14 protein-coding genes are annotated in these 19,837 nt (G+C 65.8%); 6 read left to right on the top strand and 8 right to left on the bottom strand.

Going from position 1 to position 19,837, the window contains the following annotated elements; genetic code table 11:
• Positions 1 to 99: 99 nt before the first annotated feature.
• Positions 100 to 1,725, top strand: coding sequence for a methyl-accepting chemotaxis protein (locus ACOABP_RS20500; RefSeq protein WP_474229885.1), 1,626 nt, complete (start codon positions 100 to 102; stop codon positions 1,723 to 1,725).
• A gap of 126 nt (positions 1,726 to 1,851) precedes the next feature.
• Here the strand turns inward: ACOABP_RS20500 and ACOABP_RS20495 are convergent, their stop codons facing one another.
• Positions 1,852 to 1,989 (bottom strand): hypothetical protein, encoded by a 138-nt coding sequence (locus ACOABP_RS20495; protein ID WP_474229883.1) that lies wholly within the window; start codon positions 1,987 to 1,989, stop codon positions 1,852 to 1,854.
• 194 nt (positions 1,990 to 2,183) lie between these two features.
• Here ACOABP_RS20495 and ACOABP_RS20490 point away from each other — a divergent pair, with 194 nt between their 5' ends.
• Entirely contained in the window at positions 2,184 to 3,971 is a 1,788-nt protein-coding gene (locus tag ACOABP_RS20490) for an ATP-binding cassette domain-containing protein (RefSeq protein WP_474229882.1), read from the top strand.
• A gap of 48 nt (positions 3,972 to 4,019) precedes the next feature.
• On the opposite strand, the gene ggt is transcribed toward ACOABP_RS20490, so the two are convergent.
• The gene (gene ggt, locus ACOABP_RS20485; protein WP_474229880.1) at positions 4,020 to 5,645 is read right to left on the bottom strand and encodes a gamma-glutamyltransferase; all 1,626 of its coding nucleotides are present in this window, start codon (positions 5,643 to 5,645) and stop codon (positions 4,020 to 4,022) included.
• Between the two features lie 10 nt (positions 5,646 to 5,655).
• Positions 5,656 to 6,639 carry a Bug family tripartite tricarboxylate transporter substrate binding protein gene (locus ACOABP_RS20480; protein ID WP_474229878.1) on the bottom strand — a complete coding sequence of 328 codons (984 nt, stop codon included), beginning with the start codon at positions 6,637 to 6,639 and terminating at the stop codon, positions 5,656 to 5,658.
• Between the two features lie 121 nt (positions 6,640 to 6,760).
• Here ACOABP_RS20480 and ACOABP_RS20475 point away from each other — a divergent pair, with 121 nt between their 5' ends.
• Positions 6,761 to 7,705, top strand: coding sequence for a LysR family transcriptional regulator (locus tag ACOABP_RS20475; RefSeq protein WP_474229876.1), 945 nt, complete (start codon positions 6,761 to 6,763; stop codon positions 7,703 to 7,705).
• Here ACOABP_RS20475 and ACOABP_RS20470 read toward each other — a convergent pair.
• Positions 7,661 to 8,644, bottom strand: coding sequence for a LysR substrate-binding domain-containing protein (locus ACOABP_RS20470; RefSeq protein WP_474229874.1), 984 nt, complete (start codon positions 8,642 to 8,644; stop codon positions 7,661 to 7,663). The two genes, ACOABP_RS20475 and ACOABP_RS20470, sit on opposite strands and share 45 nt — an antisense overlap.
• A gap of 70 nt (positions 8,645 to 8,714) precedes the next feature.
• Positions 8,715 to 10,559, bottom strand: coding sequence for a CocE/NonD family hydrolase (locus tag ACOABP_RS20465; protein WP_474229872.1), 1,845 nt, complete (start codon positions 10,557 to 10,559; stop codon positions 8,715 to 8,717).
• Positions 10,560 to 10,917: 358 nt separating this feature from the next.
• Between ACOABP_RS20465 and ACOABP_RS20460 the strand changes: the two genes are divergently transcribed.
• Positions 10,918 to 11,892 (top strand): Bug family tripartite tricarboxylate transporter substrate binding protein, encoded by a 975-nt coding sequence (locus ACOABP_RS20460; RefSeq protein ID WP_474229871.1) that lies wholly within the window; start codon positions 10,918 to 10,920, stop codon positions 11,890 to 11,892.
• Between the two features lie 36 nt (positions 11,893 to 11,928).
• On the opposite strand, the gene cax is transcribed toward ACOABP_RS20460, so the two are convergent.
• The 3 genes from cax to ACOABP_RS20445 all read right to left on the bottom strand — a co-directional run bounded on the left by cax (position 11,929) and on the right by ACOABP_RS20445 (position 16,370).
• A complete protein-coding gene (gene cax, locus ACOABP_RS20455) occupies positions 11,929 to 12,999 on the bottom strand; it encodes a calcium/proton exchanger (RefSeq protein ID WP_474229870.1) in 1,071 nt (356 codons plus the stop codon).
• Positions 12,999 to 14,687: an aspartate-alanine antiporter gene (aspT, locus tag ACOABP_RS20450; RefSeq protein WP_474229869.1), complete on the bottom strand. Its 1,689-nt coding sequence runs from the start codon at positions 14,685 to 14,687 to the stop codon at positions 12,999 to 13,001. The genes cax and aspT overlap by 1 nt, the downstream gene beginning before the upstream one ends.
• Before the next feature lie 63 nt (positions 14,688 to 14,750).
• A complete protein-coding gene (locus tag ACOABP_RS20445) occupies positions 14,751 to 16,370 on the bottom strand; it encodes a bifunctional aspartate transaminase/aspartate 4-decarboxylase (RefSeq protein ID WP_474229867.1) in 1,620 nt (539 codons plus the stop codon).
• Positions 16,371 to 16,716: 346 nt separating this feature from the next.
• On the opposite strand from ACOABP_RS20445, the gene ACOABP_RS20440 reads away from it, so the two are divergent.
• Together ACOABP_RS20440 and ACOABP_RS20435 are read left to right on the top strand one after the other, a co-directional pair.
• Positions 16,717 to 19,461 (top strand): decarboxylase, encoded by a 2,745-nt coding sequence (locus ACOABP_RS20440; protein WP_474229866.1) that lies wholly within the window; start codon positions 16,717 to 16,719, stop codon positions 19,459 to 19,461.
• 42 nt (positions 19,462 to 19,503) lie between these two features.
• Complete coding sequence (locus ACOABP_RS20435) at positions 19,504 to 19,794, top strand: hypothetical protein (protein WP_474229865.1); 291 nt, start codon at positions 19,504 to 19,506, stop codon at positions 19,792 to 19,794.
• Positions 19,795 to 19,837 lie beyond the last annotated feature (43 nt).

Raw genomic sequence — 19,837 nt, 5'->3', positions numbered from 1 at the left:
GATAGCTGGAGAGGCCGAGCATACGGCCCGAACGGGAAATTTCGCGGACAACACACATCATGCCCAGCCAGTGAATCCAGATATCGGGAGGTAACGCCAATGCAACTTTTTCAACGAATGACCGTCTTCCAGCGCATCATGTCGGCCTTTGCGGTCGTGCTGGCCATGACATGTGGAATGGGCGGCTTCGCGCTGTTCGAACTCGCCCGTGTGGGTGATGCCACGCGCGATATCAAGGACAACTGGATGCCGTCGGTGCGCCATTCCCTTGAGATGAAGAGTCAGTTGAACGCCTATCGCACGTCGGAGTTGCAGCATGTGCTGTCTGCCTCGGAGGAGGAATTCCGCCGGTACGAGGCCCTGATGGGCAAGCAGCTTGATGCCTTCCGCGATGCCGAGAAGATCTTCGCCAGCCTGCTGGCCACGGAGGCCGAGCGGCTCACGTATCGCGAGATGACGGCGCTGATGACGCAGTACCTGGCCGTCCATGACAAGCTGCTGGCGCTGTCCCGCAGCGGCGACCGCCAGGGCGCGGTGGCCATGCTGCGTGGCGAGTCCTTCCAGGTACGCAGCCAGTTGGAAGCCAGTATCGACAAGGCGGTGCAGCAGAACGTGACCGGCTCGGAAGTCAGCGGCACGCACGTGGAGCAGGTGTTTGCATCGGCACGTAACCTGATGATCGGCGCGCTGCTGACGATGGTAGTACTGGTCGTCGCGCTGGCGCTGGCGCTGGCGCGTGGCCTGGTGCGCCAGCTGGGCGGCGAGCCGGCTTACGCGGCGCAGGTGGCCGGCGAGGTGGCGGCAGGCAACCTGGCGCTGGAAGTCGTGCTGAAGCCGGGCGATACGTCCAGCATGCTGCACGCGATGAATCGCATGCGCCTGACGCTGGCCGATATCGTCCATCACATCAAGGCATCCAGCGAAGCGGTGGCTACCGCTTCGGGGCAGATCGCCCAGGGAAACGTCGATCTTTCGCAGCGCACCGAGGAGCAGGCATCGGCGCTGGAACAGACCGCCGCCAGCATCGAGGAACTGGCCGTCACGGTCAGGCAGAACGCCGACAACGCAGGCCATGCCGACAAGCTCGCGCAAGGTGCGTCGTCGCTGGCCGAGAAGGGCGGCCAGGTGGTGGGCGACGTGGTCAGCACCATGGGGGATATCTCGAGCAGCTCGGGCCGCATCGTTGACATCATCAGCGTGATCGAAGGCATTGCGTTTCAGACCAATATCCTGGCATTGAACGCTGCCGTGGAGGCTGCCCGCGCCGGCGAGCAGGGACGCGGCTTTGCCGTGGTGGCCGGCGAGGTGCGCTCGCTGGCGCAGCGCAGTGCATCGGCCGCCAGGGAGATCAAGGAACTGATCGAAGGCTCTGTCAGCAAGGTGCAGGAAGGCTCGGCGCTGGTCGATAGCGCCGGGCAGACCATGCACCAGATCGTGGAGGCCGTGCGGCAGGTGTCGCAGCTGGTGGCCGATATCTCGGCGGCGTCGACGGAGCAGACCAGCGGTATCGAGCAGGTGAACGCGGCGGTGACGCAGATCGATGACGTGACCCAGCAGAACGCGGCGCTGGTGGAAGAGGCCGCTGCCGCAGCCACGGCGCTTGACGAGCAAAGCCGCAGCCTGTTGTCGTCGGTGGCCGTGTTCAAGCTGTCTGACCGGCGCGGCATGGCGCGCAGCAGTGAAGCGCACGGCTTCGGCCACAGCGGGGTGCCGGCGCTGGCCTGACGCCGGGAAGACGTTGCAGTCACGAGGAAGGCCGGAGCCAGTCTCCGGCTTTTTTCGTTTCGGGTCGCCGGTAATCCTTACACGGTCTGCATTTTCCCGCCAGGCCGGCCATGGCGTCGCTTGCGGCTACCAGAACGTGGCCGCGTAGCCGACCAGGATCAGTGCCATCGCGATCAGGAAGACCGGGTGTGTCCACGTATAGCGCCGGTTTCCACGCAGTTTCTGCATCTTTTCTTCGCGGTCCTGCACGTCGCCTTGCTGCATGGGTGTCCTCCTCGAAGTCCGGGGCCCGACGGGCCGACAGGGTCGTGGTGTGCAGGATGCGTGCCATGCGCGGCGGGCACCGTGCCGGCAACGACGCCGGACACCGGGCGGCGGGCTTGGCACAATAGCAAGCTTCGCGCGTCCCGTTGTCAGCCGGCGATCGATCGCGCGCCCGGCAAAGGAGAGATGACCTCATGACGGTGCCAGATATGTCCGCCTCGCCCGATCCATCCAACGCATCCGGTTCGTCAGACCAGCCCGCCCGCCCGCCCGCTATCGGCCTTGGCAGCGCGGCACGCGACCTCTACCGCGCGCTCTGGCGCCATGCGCACGGCGTGCGGGGCCAGATGCTGGGTGCCGCCGGCCTGTTGTCGGCGGCGCAGTTGCTGCGGCTGACCATGCCGTGGCTGGCCGCACAGGCGATCAACGCGCTGCAGCAGGGCCAGATGGAAGTGGCCGGCCGATGGATCGTCTACCTGATCGGCATCTATCTGTTGTCGTGGCTGCTGCATGGCCCGGGGCGCGTGCTGGAGCGCAATGTGGGCGTGCGGGTGCGCGAGCGGCTGTCCGACCAGCTCTACGCGCGCATTGCGTCTGCGCCGCTGGCCTGGCGAGATGGCCGGCACTCGGGCGAGTTGCAACACCGCGTGGTGCAGTCCAGCCGGGCGCTGTCCGACTTCGCGCAGAACCAGTTCGGCTATTTGCAGAGCGCGTTCAACTTCGTAGGGCCGATCGTGGCGCTGGCGCTGCTGTCGCGTACCAGCGGCGTGATCGCGGTCACCGGCTATGTGGTCATCGCGCTGATCATCTTGCGATTCGACCGTACGCTGATGCAGCTGGCCCGTGCCGAGAATGACGCGGAGCGCCGCTATGCCGCCGCGCTGCTGGATTTTGTCGGCAACGCGGGCACGGTGATCGGCCTGCGGTTGCAGGCCGCGTCGCGCAAGCTGCTCGACCATCGCATGGCGGCCGTGATGGCGCCGTTGCGCCGTGCGGTGGTGGTCAACGAAGGCAAATGGTTTGCCGTCGACCTGCTTGGCATGGGACTGACGTGGATCCTGGTGGTGGTGTACGTGCTGCAGGCGCGCCAGCCGGGCCAGGCCGTGCTGCTGGGTACGGTCTTCATGATCTACCAGTATGCGCAGCAGGCCGCGACGGTGGTTGGCGCGATGGCGTCGAATTTCCAGAGTTTCGCGCGCATGCATACGGACTACGGCAGCGCCGAGCCGATCTGGGCAACGCCCGGCGATCCGGACGCGGCCGTGCCCGCCGTGATGGCGGACGCCCCGTGGCAGACGCTGGAACTGCGCGGCGCCACCTGGCGCTATGCCGACGACGCACGCGGCGGCCTGCACGGTATCGACCTGCAACTGCGGCGCGGCGCACGCATTGCGCTGATCGGCCCCAGTGGCGGCGGCAAGAGCACGCTGCTGCGCGCCCTGGCCGGCCTCTATCGCCCGCAGCATGGCGAACTGCGTCGCGACGGCATGGCCGAGGACTGGATCGAACTGCGCGCGCTTGCCACGCTGATCCCGCAGGAGGCCGAGGTATTCGAAGCCAGCGTGGAGGAGAACCTGACCTTCGGCGAGCCGGCCGATGCGGCGGCGCTGCAGGCCGCCGTGCATACGGGCGTGTTCGACGAAGTGTTGCAGCGCATGCCCGCCGGCCTGGCGAGCCCGCTCAGCGAGCGCGGCGCCAACCTGTCCGGCGGACAGCGTCAGCGGCTGGCGCTGGCGCGGGGGGCGCTGGCCGCGCAGGGCAGTTCGCTGTTGCTGCTTGACGAACCGACCAGCGCGCTTGATCCGCAGGCCGAAGGCCGCGTGTTCGACCGCATGTTCGCGGCCTTTCCGTCGGCCTGCATCGTCGCATCGGTGCATCGGCCCAGCCTGCTGGCCCGCTTTGACACCCTCGTCGTGGTCGAGGCTGGCCGGGTGGTCGATGCCGGGCCGCGCGACGAAGTGCTGGCAAGGCGCGGGGACTGATCCGGACGCGCCCCTGAACCGGCCGCCAGCGCGGCCGGCGCGGCGCCGTTACATCAGCGAGTCGGTCGAGTAGGCGACACCATCGCGCCCGGGGTCGGCCCCGCCGTGCAGTGCTGTGCCGTCGATATGCACCGCATGCACCCATCCGATCGTGTAGTTGTACGGATTGCGGATCACCTCGTAGCCCTGCTGTTCGAGCTGCCGGCAGACCGCGCGCGGAATGCGGTTGCAGACGTCGATGGCATTGCTGGTCGACGAGAAGCGCGGAGCCGACACGGCATCCTGGATCGGCATGCCGTGGTCCACGGCGTTCAGGATCACCTGCAGCACGCCCATGGCGATCTGTGTGCCGCCCGGTGCGCCGAGCACGATTTCGGGCTGGTTGTCGCGAAACACGATGGTGGGACACGACGACGTGAAGCGGCGCTTGCCAGGCGCGATGCTGCCGGCCCGGCCCGGCCGGGGATCGAATACGCCCATGCACCCGTTGTACATGAAGCCCATGCCGGGTGTGATGGCGCCCGACGGCATCGCCAGCGAATGGGTCAGTGACACACAATTGCCGTCGCCATCCACCACCGACAGGTGCGTGGTATCGCGCGGCACCGCGTGTCCGGGGTTGACGCGCGTGACGGACACTTTCTCGTGCGCGCGCACGGCTGCGGCGGTCTGCGCGGCGCGCTCGGCGGACAGCAGGCGTTCCAGCGGGATGTCGACGAAGGCCGGGTCGCCCAGGTGCTTGTCCTTGTCGACGGTGGCCTGTTTCATGACTTCACAGACGATGCGCAGGTATTCGGGCGAGTTGTGCGGCATCGAGCGCAGGTCGAACTGCTCCAGCGCGTGCAGCATCTCCAGCAGCATCGCACCGCCACCGGGCGGCTGATTGGTGGCGATGAGACGGTCGCGGTAGCGGCCGAACAGCGGCTTCTGGCGGATCACGCGGTAGTCGGCCAGGTCCTGGCGGTTCAGCAGGCCGCCGTTGGCCTGCATGTCGGCGACGATGGCGTCGGCAATCGACCCGCGGTAGAAGGCGTCGGCCCCCTCGCGGGCAATCACGTCGAGCACACTGGCCATGTCGGTGTTGACGATGGGCGCGCCGATGGGCCGCGGCAAGCCGTCTTCGCGGCAGTAGATACGGCGGCCCGATTCGCTGAAGGCCAGTCGCTCGCGGTTGCTGGCGCGGCCGAGCGTGGCTTCGTCCATCCAGAACGCGTGCATGCCGGGGCGCACGAAATAGCCGCCACGGGCCCAGGCAATGGCCGGCGCCACCACCTCGCGCCATGGCAGGCGGCCGTGGGCGGCGTGCATCGCCTCCAGGCCGCGCAGCGTGCCGGGGGTGGCGATCGATTGGTAGCCGATGTCGTTCAGGCGGTCCTTGATGAAGAAGCCGAAGCCGTCGCGTGCCTCGCCCTCCAGCAGGTCGGCCCACATGTCGGGCCGCGCGCTGGCTGGTGCCGTGGCGTGGAAGTCGAAGTATTCGTGCGCGCGGGCGTCGCGCATGTAGACCGCACCGGTGCCAAAGCCCGCGATGCCGCACATCAGCGGATCGACCACGGTCTGCGCCAGCGCGCAGGCCACGGCCGCATCCACGGCGTTGCCGCCTGCCTTCAGGATCTCGACGCCCGACTCGGCCGCTTCCGGCTGCGGGCAGACCACCATTCCAGGATTTGTCATGGCAGGGTCCTTACTTGGATTGGAAGTCGACGGAGCCCAGCGCTTCCTGCACCTTGGCGGTGTCGCGCACGGTCATCTGCATCAGCATGCCGGACGGGCCGGGCATTGGCACCACCTGCATGGTCCTGAGCTTTTCGAGCGTGCCCTTGTCGGCCAGGAAGACCTGCGATGCGGCGTGCAGGCGTTTCACGACATCGGGTGACGTGCCGGCCTTGGCGGCCACGCCCATCCAACCCAGGTCATCGAGCCCCGACAGGCCCAGTTCGGATGCCGTCGGCACGTCTGGCAGGTCTGGCAGCCGCTTTGGCGCGAACAGCACCAGCGGCACGAGCTTGCCGGCGCGAATCTGCGGCATGGCCGTGCTCAGCACCGGCGCCATGACCTGCGTCTGGCCGCCGACGGTGGCGACCACGCCATCGGGTTCGCCCTTGTACGGCACGTGCGTCATATGGATGTTCTGGTTCTTCTGGAACAGTTCGACCACCAGGTGGGTGGAATTGCCGTTGCCCGACGACGCGAAATTGATCTTGCCCGGCTTGGCCCTGGCGGCAGCCACCAGGTCGGCCAGCGTGCGGAATCCGGTCTGCGGATTGGCAACCAGCACGAACGGCACCGTGGTCAGCACCGACACGGGCGTGAAGTCGGTTTCGGGCTTGTATGACAGCGGCGCGTAGGCGAACTTGTTCAGCACCATCTGCGAGACGCCGGCCAGGAACAGCGTGCACCCATCGGCAGGTTGGGACAGCACGTACTTGGCCGCGATCACGCCACCGGCGCCCGCCTTGTTTTCCACGAGCACGGTGGTGCCCAGCTCCTTCGAGGCCGTTTCGGCCCACATGCGCGCCAGCGTATCGGTGCTGCCGCCGGCCTGCTGCGAGACCACCAGCTTGATCGGCCGCGTGTTACCCGCTTCGCCGCAGGCCCAGCCCGGCGCCGATGCACCCACTGCGAGCGTCGCGGCCAGCAGTTTCCCCATGATGGAGAATTTACTCATGTCGTGTCCTTCTTGATCAGTGGTTCCATGGATTGTTCCGCGGCCGCAGAAGCGTCAATATTCGCCCGGGAAGCGCGGAACGGCCAATGAAATGTTCCGAACCTTGTATGAGTATTTGTTCATGTCGCAGTCTCCGGACACCGTGGCCTGGGCGCGCCGGTTGCGGATGCGTCACCTTGAATCGTTCCTGGTCCTGCACGAGGCAGGCACGCTGACGCTGGCCGCCCAGCGGTTGCACATGACCCAGTCGGCCATGTCGCACTGGCTGGGCGAGATGGAAGACCTGGTCGGCACGAAGCTGGTGCTGCGCGGCAAGCAGATGAAGCTGACGGCGGCCGGCGAGGCCGTGCGCAAGTTGGCGCTACGGGTGCTGGGCGAAGTAGGGCGGACCAACGCCGAGCTGCTGTCGCTGGCAAAGGGCGACGTGGCGCGCGTGCATATCGGCAGTGTGACGGCGGGTATCGCCCATCTGATTCCGCGTGCCGTGCTGGCCTTTCAGGCGCGCCATGCCGATGTGTCGTTCCAGGTGACCGAAGGCGTGTTCAACGCGCTGCTAAGCGGGCTGGAGGAGCGCGAGTACGACCTGGTGGTGGGGTCGATCGATGCCCGCGCCTACGGCCAGCATCTGGAGCACGAGGTGCTGTTTGCCGACGACATCGCGATTGTGGTCGGGCCGGACCATCCGCTGGCGGCGGCACGCAGCGTCGGCTGGGCCGACGTATTCGGCTTTCCGTGGCTGATGCCGCCGCGCGACACGCTGATGCGCGTGCGGCTGGAAAACACCTTGCTGGAACGCGGTGGCGCCGGCATCAAGCCGAAGATCGAAACGGGGTCGATCGTAGTGCTGGAATCGGTGGTGCGCGCCAGCGACCATGTGGGCGTCTGTTCGGCCGCCATGGCTGCGCACCTGCAGAGCCGTGGGCTCGTTTCCATCCTGCCGCTGGCCGACGTGGGGTCGTTTGGGCCCGTGGGGGCGGTGTGGCGGCGCGGCGGCGCCGACGAAATGCTGCTCGACTTTGTCTCACTGCTTCGCAGCGAGGCCGGGCGGATCGACGGCGGCGGCTGACGTGCCGGCAGCCGTCAGGCTGCCCAGCGGGCTGACGCCTTTCCAGGCGCCTGTTGCGATGGCATCGACGATCAGCTTCAGCAACGCGTCTTCCACCGTCTTGCAGGCCAGGCTGAGCCGTGCGGCGCCTGCCACGCAGAGGAACACGCGGCGCACCAGCGACGAATCGGAGATCGGCACGCACGCGAACGCCTGCGGCGGTTCGGTGGCCAGCGCGCTCCAGGGCAGGATGGTCCACCCCATGCCGGCGCTGACCGCCGACAGCAGCACCGACACCGCGCTGGTCTCGGCCACAAGCTTCAGTTCGAGCCCGGCGGCCACGAAGGCTCGGTCTGTCAGCACCCGTACCGAATTGGGAAAGCTCGGCAGCAGCAGCGGCAACGCGGCCATCTCGGCCAGCGTCAGCGCCGTGTCGCGCTGCGCCGATGCCGGGCCCACGGCCATCAGGTCTTCGTCCAGCAACGGCACGAGATGCATGTTCGGACGCTGCTGGGCATCCATGGCGATGCACAGGTCGAGCTTCTGCGCCGTGACGAGTTCGGCCAGGTCGGCGCTGCTGCCTTCCACGATCTCGACCGTCACGTCGGGCACGTTGCTTGTGACGAACTGCAGCAGCGGCACGGCCAGCACGCGCGACGTGCTGGTCGGCAGGCCCACCCGGACATGGCCAGACGGCACATCGCGGCCATGCCGAACGGCCGCATGCGCTTCTTCCATCTGGCGCAGCACCATCTTGGCGTGCCGGTACAGGATCTGGCCGGTTTCGGTGGGACGCGCGCCAAATGGCCCGCGCACCAGCAGCTTGGCGCCCAGTTCGGCCTCCAGGTTGACCACGTGCTGGCTCAACGACGGTTGGGCAATATGCAGCGCATCGGCCGCCGCGGTAATGCTCTCGAGTTCGACGATGCGCGCGAAATAGCGAAGCTGCCGGAAATCCATGACTGCGAAAACGTGGGAACGGGATGCCCACTCTAGCACTTCATGTGCTGGGGCAGGCATCGTCCCGGCGTCAGCGGCCGCTTGCCTGCGCGGCTACGGGCACGTCGATATGGCAGCCGCCGCTGCCAAGGTGCAGGGTCAGCAAAGGTGGGCGGCCATGGGGTACCTGCGGAAAGTGGCCGCGGTCGGCCCCTGCGATGGACACCCGCAGCCGGCTGCCTGCCGCCAGTGTCCACGCCATCGGAAGCAGCGCGAAGTCCAGCGCGACGGGCTCGTCCGGGGTCAGCCGTTCGGCATCGGCACGGCGGTGCGCGCGATAGGGCCAGGTCGTGCGGTACTCCGCAGGGCAGGGTTCAGTCTTCCGGTGGGACGCGCGCAGCATGCCCTCGGTGATATAGCGCACCGTGCCATCGGCTTCCACTTCCGAGAGGTAGACGAATACCGCCGCGTCGGGCTGCGACGAAGCCACCTGCAGATGCGCCACCACATGGCCCGCAATCGCCATCGGCGATGCCAGAGGCGCCGAGTCGAAATGGGGCAGTGCCGCTTCGTGCCGGCCCCAGTCGGCGTAGTAGTCCTCGATGTTGGCGGCCCCCAGCCGCTCGTAGCGCGTCTGGCGGCCGGTGCTCCAGTCGAAGCTGACCTGGGTGGCGGCTGTGGCGGCCCCGGACTGCGGTGTGGCCGACAGCACGCCGCCATCGGTCAGGTGCAGCCGGGTACTGGCCGGGGCGGGCGGCCAGGCGTCGGCCGGTTGCCACTGGTTGTCGTGGATGCTGTGGTAATGCACGCGCGCTTCGCGTTCCAGGCCGGTGGGCAGGCCAAGCAGGTGATGGTCGAAGAAGCGAAGCACTTCGCCCAGCAGCGGGAAGTTGGACGCGGCGCGGTCGCGCCAGGGCGACACGTTGGTACGTGCACCATGGTCCCAGGGGCCCAGCAGCAGGCGGCTGTCGTGCGACGGCAGCGAAAGGAAGCGTGTAATGGCGCCGTTGGCGTAGCCGCCGCCGTCGTACCAGCCAGAGATCGAATACACGGCGACGTCACGCGCGATGCCGTCGAGATACCGGTACGGGCTGCAACTGCCGGAATCGAGCGACGGGTCATGGAAGGCGGCGCCATCGCGATAGGCGAACTCTGGCGCCAGATCGGCCAGCGTGAAATTGTTGCGGTGCTCGGCAACCGCGGCGGCCACCAGTGCGCCGTCGGCGTCTTCGTCGGTGCGCTCGGGGCCTTCGAAGGTCGGGTCGTTGAAATAGGGAAAGCCGGCTACCAGGTCGCGGCGGTCCTGGTCCAGTGCAAGCATCAGCTCGTCATAGGCTTCCACCCAGACCTTGGACAGCATGCCGCCCGGGTAAAGCTGTTCGCTGTAGATGTCGGACACCGAGAACAGCGGTGCGATGGCCTTGACCGCCGGATGGCCGGTACTGGCCAGGAAGCATGCCGCGGCGCCCAGATAGGAAATGCCAGTGGAGCCAATCCTGCCGTTCGACCATGGCTGGCTGGCAATCCATTCGGCCACTTCGTAGTAGTCGTCGCGTTCGGTGGGCGACCGCAGCGCGTCGCGCGTGCCGAAGCTGGCGCCGGTGCCGCGCACATCGACCACGACCACGGCGTAGCCCTTGGGCACGAAGGCATCGCGGTACTTGGCGCCGTTGGGGCTCGGTTCCGCACCCGGCCGGGACAGGCGGAAGCGCCGGTAGTACGGCGTGAAGATCACCACCGTAGGGAAGGCTTCCGGCGCGGCGGTGCCCGGCAGCGGCTGCGGCAGGTACACATCGGCGGCCAGGCGGCAGCCGTCGCGCATGGGCAGATAGCACGAGGCCGGCTGGGCTGGTACGGAGAAGGTGGACGGACGGCTTGCCAGATAGGCGGACGGCGGCGTCAGCCACGCGTTGCCACGGGTATCGATGTCGGACATGACGGTGTACTTGTGCGGAAGGGCCTGAATAACGGCCCCATGGTACGGAGCGGCCCGCCGGTTCCGGAAAGACGAAATTCCGATCCGGTCATAGGTCGGCCCTATGGCCCGCCACGCGGCTGTGCGCCAATCCGCCGGAAAACCTGCGTGCCGGGCACAAGGCCGGTGCGTGGCGCCGTGATGCTGCATTGCAATAGTGCGCATGGGCCCCACGGATGGGCGGTTGCCTCAGGGTTTGCCCAGGGCATAGCCCTGGCCTATGTTGGTATCGACAATCCGTATTGGTCGCGGGTCGCGCAGATCCATACCATCGTCATGAATATTTCGTGACTGGCTTCGATTCGATTGGAGAGTATTGATGTACCGACGTTTGATGGCTTCCGCGTTCATCGCCTCGGCGGTGTTGTGCCATGGCGCTGTGCAGGCCCAGGATGCATACCCGACCCGGCCGATCCGCATGATCGTGCCGCAGTCGGCCGGCTCCGGCGGGGACGTGGTGGCGCGGCTGCTCAGTGACAGGCTGTCGCAAGACCTGGGGCAGTCGATTGTCGTGGACAACCGTCCCGGTGCGAACGGCATCGTGGCGATGAGCACCGTAGCCAAGGCGGCACCGGATGGCTACACCGTGCTGCTGACGGGCGTGTCGCAGATCAGCTTCAACCCGCACCTGTATGCGTCGCTGCCGTACAACCCGCAGAAGGACTACACGTTCATCTCGCCGGTCGTCGACACGCCGTTCGTGATCGTTGCCAGCAAGGCCAGCGGCATTACGTCGGTGCAGACCTTTGTCGACAAGGCCAGGAACAAGCCGGGCGGCCTCACGTTCAGCAGCGCCGGTGTGGGCAACTCCACGCACCTGGCCATGGAAGTGGTGGCGGACAAGCTGGGCCTGAAGATGACCCACGTGGCCTACAAGGGGTCTGGCCCGGCGTTGACTGGCGTGGTGGCGGGCGAGGTTGACGCGATGGTGAGCGTGCTGGGCGCAGCGCTGCCGCAGGTAACGGGCGGCACGGTGGTGCCGGTAGCCATCGTCGGGCAGCAGCGCGTGAAGGAATTGCCGAACGTGCCGACCCTCAAGGAGGCTGGCATCGATGTGCCGCTGATGCCAAGCTGGTACGCACTGGTGGGCCCGGCGGGCCTTGATCCCAGGATCGTGACCCGGCTCAACACCGCAGTGCAGGCGGCACTGGCCGATCCGCAGATCAAGGCCAAGCTGGCATCGTTGTATCTGTTCCCGGTGGTGGGCAGCGCCGATGCCATCAAGCAGCGTGCGATGTCGGAGTCGAAGGTCTGGGGTGACTTCATCCGCAAGCGCGGCATCCAGGGTTCCTGATTGCTGCTTGACACGTCAGGCTGGTGATGCCCGGCGCTAGTGCGGCAGGAAGAAGAACGTCAGCGCCAGCGTGAAGTAGACCACCAGCAGTTGTACGCCCTTGAACCAGTCGGCGTGGCCATCGTTTGCCATCTGGGCGGTGACCAGCACGGAAAGGGCCACGATCAGCACCAGGGCCGGGCGGAACGCCAGGTCCATCGGCGAAGGCCCGATGACAAGGCTGGCAAGCACCAGTACCGGTGCCACGAACAGGGCAACCTGCACGCTGGAGCCTACCGCGATCGAGAATGACAGGTCCATGCGGTTGTTCAGCGCGGCCGTGATGGCGGTGGCGTGCTCGGCGGCATTGCCCAGTATCGCCACCACGAACGCCCCCACGAAGATGTCGCTCAGGTGGTACTGCTGCATCATGGGCGCCAGGGCACCGACCATGATCTCGCTCATCCATGCGGTGCCGGCCGTGGCGACCACCAGCATGGCGATGGGCCGGCCTATCGATGCCCGGGGCGCGGGTGTATCGGGCTGCGGTTCGGTGCCGGCCGCAGCCGGCGCAGGGGCGGCGCGGAATAGTGCCGGATGCGTGATGAGCGAGAACACCAGGTAGAGCGCGTAGACGGCCAGCAGGGCCACCGAGATCGAAATGCTGAGCCGGTGCAGGGACACCGTGGCGCCTTCCACGGCTTCGAACGTGGCCGGCAGGATCAGGGCAACGGCCGAGAGAATCAGCATCGTCGCCTGCGACCGCGCGCCGCGCGGGTTGAACTGCTGTTCGTGGTGGCGAATGCCGCCGGTCAGCATGGCGGCACCGAACACCAGCAGCATGTTGCCGACGATCGAGCCGACGATGGACGCTTCCACCACCTCGTGCAGCCCGGCCTGCAGTGCCGCCAGCGCGATGATCAGTTCGGCGGCGTTGCCGAACGTCGCATTGAGCAGCCCGCCGACACCTTCTCCCAGATGCTCCGCCAGTTGCTCGGTGGCGTGGCCCATCCTGCCGGCAAGCGGCAGGATAGCCAGGGCCGAGACGGCAAAGATCAGGAGGTGGCGGTCGGCGGCAAATATTTCGATTGCAATCGAAACAGGAACAAAGACCAGAAGCCAGTTCATCAGGACAGGATCATGATCACCACCATCCCCCAGATGGTCAAAAGCGTGTTGCCCACCGCGTAGGTGACGGTATAGCCCAGTCCGGGCACCTGGCTCTTGGCCGCTTCGCAGACCATCCCCAGCGCCGCCGTGGTGGTGCGCGCCCCGGCACAGATGCCCAGGATCAGCGCCGGGTGGAAGCGGAACACGAACTTCGCCAGGAACATGCCGATGATCAGCGGCACGGCGGTGGCGAAGATGCCCCACAGGAACAGGCTCACGCCCAGTTTCTGCAGGCCGGCGATGAAGCCGGGCCCCGCCGAGATGCCCACCACCGCGATGAATACGTTCAGGCCGACCGAGTTCATGAACCAGAGCGTCGGCTCGGGAATGCGGCCGAACGTGGGATGAATTGCCCGGAACCAGCCGAAGATGATGCCGGCGATCAGCGAACCGCCCGCCGTCGAAATGGTCAGCGGAATGCCCGACACATGGATCACGATGGCACCGATCAGCGCGCCGACCGTAATCGCCAGCGAGACAAAGGCGACGTCGGTGACCGTGGTGGGGCGGTCCACGTAGCCGAGTTGCTTGGCCGTGGCATTGATATCCTGCGTGCGGCCCACCAGCGTAAGCACGTCGCCGCGATAGAGCTGGGTCTTGGGCAGTACCGGAATCACGGTCTCGGTCGGGCCGCGCTTGATCTTCTTGAGGAACACACCCCGCGCGCCAGGCCAGCGCGCCAGTTCCTGCAGCGGCTTGCCGTCCACTTCCTTGTTGGTGATGTAGACGTCGACGCCTTCGGTCTGGATATTGAGCAGCTCGGTGTCTTCGACCTCGCGGCCGCTCGGGCCCAGGCGCAGGATCATCTGGTCGCGCTTGCCCCCAATGGCTACCACATCGCCGGGCTCGATCAGCGTGTGCTGGTCAACCTCGATGATCTTGCCGTTGCGCCGGATGCGCTCGATAAAGGCCCGCACGCCGTCGTGCGTACCCGCTTCAAGCTCGCCGACCGACTTGCCGATGAACTGGCTGTCGGGCGCGACGGAGTAGGCGCGCACCTCGAAATCATGCCATTCGGTGCCCCCGCCAGCCGATGAGCCGGCCCCCAGCATCTGCTCGTACTCCTTGCACGCGGCCACCAGGTCGATGCCCAGCAGCTTGGGCCCGATCTGGGCCAGGATGATGGCCGACCCGACGGTACCGAAGATGTACGTCACCGCATAGGCGATTGGCATGCCGTCCAGCAGCATCTTGGTCTCTTCCGGCGAGCGCCCCAGCCGGTTGATGGCATCGGTGGCCAGTCCCATCGACGCCGAGATGGTCTGCGAGCCGGCGAACAGGCCGGCGGCAGAACCGAGGTCGTAGCCGGCGACCATGGCCGCCACCACCGACGCCCCCAGCGAGAGCACCGCCAGGATCACTGCGAAGATCGCTTGCGGTACCCCGTCCTTGGCGATGCCGCGCACGAACTGCGGACCCACCCCGTAGCCAACCGCGAACAGGAACATCAGGAAGAAGACCGACTTCACGTTCGCGGAGATCTTCACGCCGAGGATGCCGATAACGATGGCTACCAGCAGGGTGGACGTCACGGCTCCAAGGCTGAAGCCCTTGAAGCTCTTTCCGCCCACCCAGTAGCCAATCCCCAGCGCCAGGAAGATGGCGATCTCCGGGTAGGCCTTGAGCGTATCAACAAACCAGGTCATGTTTGCCTCCTGTTATCGGACCTCAGCGTTTGCGGCGAGACTGGCTGGTCGCGGTGACCGCGATTACTTCTTCTTCGACTTGGTCTCCTTGCCGCCTTCGGTCTCGCGATAGCGCTCCAGGTACTCGTCGCGCAGCTTGCGGACCGAGCGGCCGATCTTGACGTAGTCCTCTTCGTTGAGGTTCGCCAGCGACACGCGACCCGACGGATGCCGCGTGCCAAAGCCGCCGCCGGGCAGCAGCACCACGCCTGCCTCTTCGGCCAGCCGGAACAGCAGTTCGTGCGGCTGGATCGATTCGAGCAGCCACTTGACGAACTCCGGCCCCACCTCGCGGCTCATCTGTTCCACGTCGAGCAGGGTGTAGTAGTCGACGACGTTCTCGTCGACCTCGGCCATCGGTGCGCCTATGCCACGGTACAGGGCGGCCTTGCGGCTGCGGATCAGTCGCTTCATCGCTTTCTTGTAGCTTTCGGCGGTATCCATGAGGGAGAACAGCGAGAACAGCACCATCTGCACCTGCTGCGGCGTGGAGAGGCCCGCGGTGTGGTTGAGGGCCACGGTGCGGCTGTCGGCCACGATGCGGTCGATGAACTGGAGCTTCTCCGGGTCGGTGGTGATCGACGAATAGCGCTTGTTCAGGCCGGCGCGTTCGTCCTTGGGCAGGTTGGCGAGCTTTTCGTCGAACAGGTTCGTCTTGTGCGTGGCAATCACGCCCAGCCGCCAGCCGGTGGCGCCGAAATACTTCGAGTACGAGTAGACCAGGATGGTGTTGCGCGGGCACATGGCGAACAACGACACGAAGTTGTCGGCGAACGTGCCGTAGACGTCATCGGTCAGGATGATCAGGTCCGGACGCTCCTTTACGATCTCGGCGATGTATTTCAGGCTTTCGTCGCTGACCTTGACCGACGGCGGATTGCTGGGGTTGACCAGGAAGAACGCCTTGACCTTGGGATCGCGCAGCTTGTCGAGTTCCTTTTTCGAGTATTGCCAGCCATCGGCCGGGTCTGCATCGATCGACAATTCCGTCAGGTGATATTCGGACAATTCAGGAATTTCGATATACGGCGTGAAGATCGGCATGCCCAGCGCAATCGTGTCGCCGGCCTTGAGCAGGTGATTGACCCGCATGGAATTGAACAGATAGGTCATGGCCGCGGTACCGCCTTCCACGGCATAGAGATCGAAATCCCCAAGGAACGGATGCTTGCCGATCATTTCCCGGCGGATGTATTGCTTGACGATCTTTTCCGTCAACCGGAGCATGCGGTCGGGTACCGGGTAATTGCAGGCCAGGATGCCTTCGCACATCTCGTAGAGGAAATCGCCGCCATCGAGCCCAAGCTGGTCGCGCACGTAGGAGACGGCGCCAGCCAGGAAGCGGACGCCTGGCACATCGTGATGCTCGCGCGCAAAGAGATCGAAGCGTTCCTCGATGCCGGCACGGCGAGGAAAGCCGCCGACGCCCTCGGGCAGATAGGAAAACGACCGCTCCGATTCGCGCATGGCGAACAGGCCAAGCTGCCAGAACCCGTGACGCGGCACGGTAGCCAGGAAGTTCGGATTGCCGCGGCCGGCATTGAGCATGAGCCGGTTGGACACACTGCCGGCTAGTTTGATCAGCTCGTCCTTCAGCTCGAATGGCGAAAGGCTGGCCAGCTTGGAGGTATCCCGCTTGCTCATCGTGTGTCTCCGGTTCGGTCGAATGTTGCGGCGCGAAAACGGCAGCCCTCGGGGGCGCTTATCGCAAGCCGCGTGATGGATGGGCACCTTGGTGATTCGGAAAAATCACGCGCAGGTGCCGCGCACTATTCCCAGATACACAACCTAGTCTGCATAGCGTGTGTGCTCAATTGGGCCAAAGGGCTACTGGAAGGGGATTCGCCCGGCATTTGCGGGCAGGATTAGGCCAAGGTCCAATGGAAAAAAGGGCGCCGACTGCCAAATTCTCTGATTGACTGCATCGCCGTCACGCAGGCATTTGCGCGCAAGAATCCCGGCCACGACGCCGATTTTCCGGAGACAGAACATGGAAGTGGACCAGCAGACATCGAAGCGGGACCTTCACCAGTTCCTGGCCGCATCCGAAGGCCGGATCGACCGCTGGCGTACGCTGCACCGGCTGGCGAAGTCGCTGGCTGCGGCGCCGCAACAGGTGGACTCGTGGGTGGGTCCGTGTCGCGACGTGCTGGAGGAGTTGCGGCCGCTGGAGCAACTGAATGGCTATCCGGGCACACAGATCTTCGCGCAGGTGGAGGCCCGGTTCGCCGAGCGGGACTGGAACGCGCTGGCGCGGCTGGTGGGCCGCATCAGCACCGCGTTGCTGTCCAACAGCTACCGTGACGGCCACGAAGCGTGGCTGGTCGAGGAGGAGGGCGAGACGCGGCTACCGGAATTCCTGCCGCCGTCGATCGGCAGGGGGCAAAGCCGCAAGCCGTATTTTGAAGTGCTGATCGTTGCCGCAGGCGAGCCGTCCACGTGGGACGACCTGCGCGCGTCATTCCGGCGGCTGCGGCGCGAGGACGACCAGTTCGTGTGCGAGACCGTCGTGGTCGGCAGCTTCGAGGATGCCTTGCTGGCCGCCATCTTCAACTACAACCTGCAAGCGGTGGTGATTGTCGACGGCTTTGTGTTTGCCTCGCAGTTCACGTCGCCCGCCCTGCGCGAGATCATTACGCGCAACACGCCGGTGGGCACCGATGCGGGTGCTGGCGATACCGGTGCAACGCTGGCACGCGTGATACGGCGGCTGCGGCCAGAGCTGGACGTGTACCTGTCCACCGACCGTGACGTCGGCCATCTGGCGGGATCGGAAGAGGCAGCGCCGATACGGCGCATCTTCTACGGGGCCGAGGAACCGATGGAAATCCACCTGGCGATCCAGGAGGGCGTGAAGGACCGCTACGAGACTCCGTACTTCGACAACCTGAAGCACTATGCGCAGAAGCCGATCGGCACGTTCCATGCGCTGCCCGTGGCGCGCGGCAAGTCGATCTTCAAGTCGAACTGGATTCGCGACATGGGCGAGTTCTATGGCGCCAACCTGTTCCTGGCGGAATCGTCGGCCACGACCGGCGGCCTGGACAGCCTTCTGGAGCCAACCGGCAACATCAAGCGGGCGCAGGAAAAGGCCGCGCGCGCGTTCGGCGGCGACCGCAGCTTCTTCGTGACCAATGGCACGTCCACGGCCAACAAGATCGTCCACCAGGCGTTGCTGTCGCCGGGCGATATCGTGCTGATCGACCGCGACTGCCACAAGTCGCACCATTACGGCATCGTGCTGGCGGGCGCGCTGCCGCTTTACATCGATGCCTATCCGCTGACCCAGTATTCGATGTACGGCAGCCTGGCGATCCGCCCCATCAAGCAGGCGCTGCTGGCGTTGAAGGCCGAAGGCAAGCTGGATCGCGCAAGAATGCTGGTGCTGACCAACTGCACGTTCGACGGCCATATCGCCAACGTGCGACGCACCATGCTGGAGTGCCTGGCGATCAAGCCGGACCTGATCTTCCTGTGGGACGAGGCGTGGTTTGGCTACGCGCGGTTCTCGCCGCTGCTGCGCATGCGCACCGCCATGGGTGCCGCGTACAAGGTGCGCAAGATGATGCATGACCCGGCCTACCGCGAGCAGTACGAGGCGTTCAAGGCATCGGTAAAGGATATTCCCGATACGGACGCCCGCCTGCTGGACATGCCGCTGCTGCCTGACCCGGACGTGACGCGCGTGCGCGTGTACGAGACCGATTCGATTCACAAGTCGATGTCGGCGCTGCGGCAGGGATCGATCGTCGTTGTGGCCGACCAGGACTTCCACAAGGTCGAGGCGCCGTTCAAGGAGGCATTCTTCACCCATACCTCGACGTCGCCGAACCTGCAGATCATCGCGTCGATCGACCTGGCGCGGCGTCAGATGGAACTGGAAGGCTATGAGCTGGTGCAGCGCGCGCTGCAACTGGCCATTGAAATGCGCCAGGAGATCAACGAACATCCGCTGATCTCGAAGTACTTCCGCGCGGCCACCCCGGCCGAGATGATTCCCGAGGTGTACCGGGTCTCGGGGTATGCCGACTATGCGATGCCGGGCAAGACGCTGGCGGATACCGCGCAGGCCATGCGCGAGGACGAGTTCTTCCTCGATCCCACCCGCATCACGCTGCTGTGCGGCAACGCCGGCTACGACGGCACCCAGTTCAAGGGGCTGCTGGCCGAAAAGTACGATATCCAGATCAACAAGACGTCGCGCAACAGCGTGCTGGTGCAGATCAACATCAACAACACGCGCAGCGACCTGGCGCATCTGATCAAGGCACTGGCCGACCTGTCGCGCGACATCGACCGCCGGCTGGAAGAGGGCGGCGAGAACGAACGCGCAACGTTTGCCGCGCGCGTCAAGGCGTTGGTGGAAGACGTGCCCGACCTGCCGAACTTCAGCCGCTTCCATAACGCGTTGCGGCTCGACAGCCGGAGCGCAACGCCTGAAGGGGATATGCGTACCGCGTATTACCTGGCCTACCGGCCCGAATGCTGCGAGTACATCAAGCTCAACGATCCGCAGATCGACCAGCGGCTGGCCGACGGGCCGGAACTGGTGTCGGCCAAGTTCGTGATTCCCTATCCGCCGGGCTTTCCGATCATGGTGCCCGGCCAGGTGATCACGCCGGAAACCATCGCGTTCATGCGCAAGCTCGATGTCAAGGAGATCCACGGGTTCAACGCGGCACGCGGGCTGGAACTGATCCGGCCCGAGGCACTGGAAGCATTGCGCAAGCCATGACCGCCAGGGCATCGATTCTTCACTTCCTACGAGGCAACCGAGATGCTGAAAGCAAGATTCCCGGGGAAAGCCCGGACAAACCGGCATGCCAGGGCATGCGTGCTGGCCGGGCTGGCGCTGCTGGTCGCGCTGCCCACGGCCCCGGCGTGGAGCACCGAGCAGGCCCAGCAACGCCGCCAGGGCCGCGACGTGCGCCAGGATACGCGGCAGGGTGCGCGCGAGACCAAGCAGGACTGCCGCGCCGCTGACCAGAAGAGCAATTCGGCATGCCGGCAGGACAAGCGGCAGACCAAGCAGGGCGGCCGGGAGGCCGCGCGCGATATCAAGTACTAGGTGGACTCTGACGCGGCGGGGGCAGATCGCCCGCCCGCCAGCG

Source organism: Cupriavidus sp. HE11 (assembly GCF_056097175.1).
Note: the sequence above shows the minus strand (reverse complement) of the source record. Positions and strands in the feature narration are given on the sequence as shown.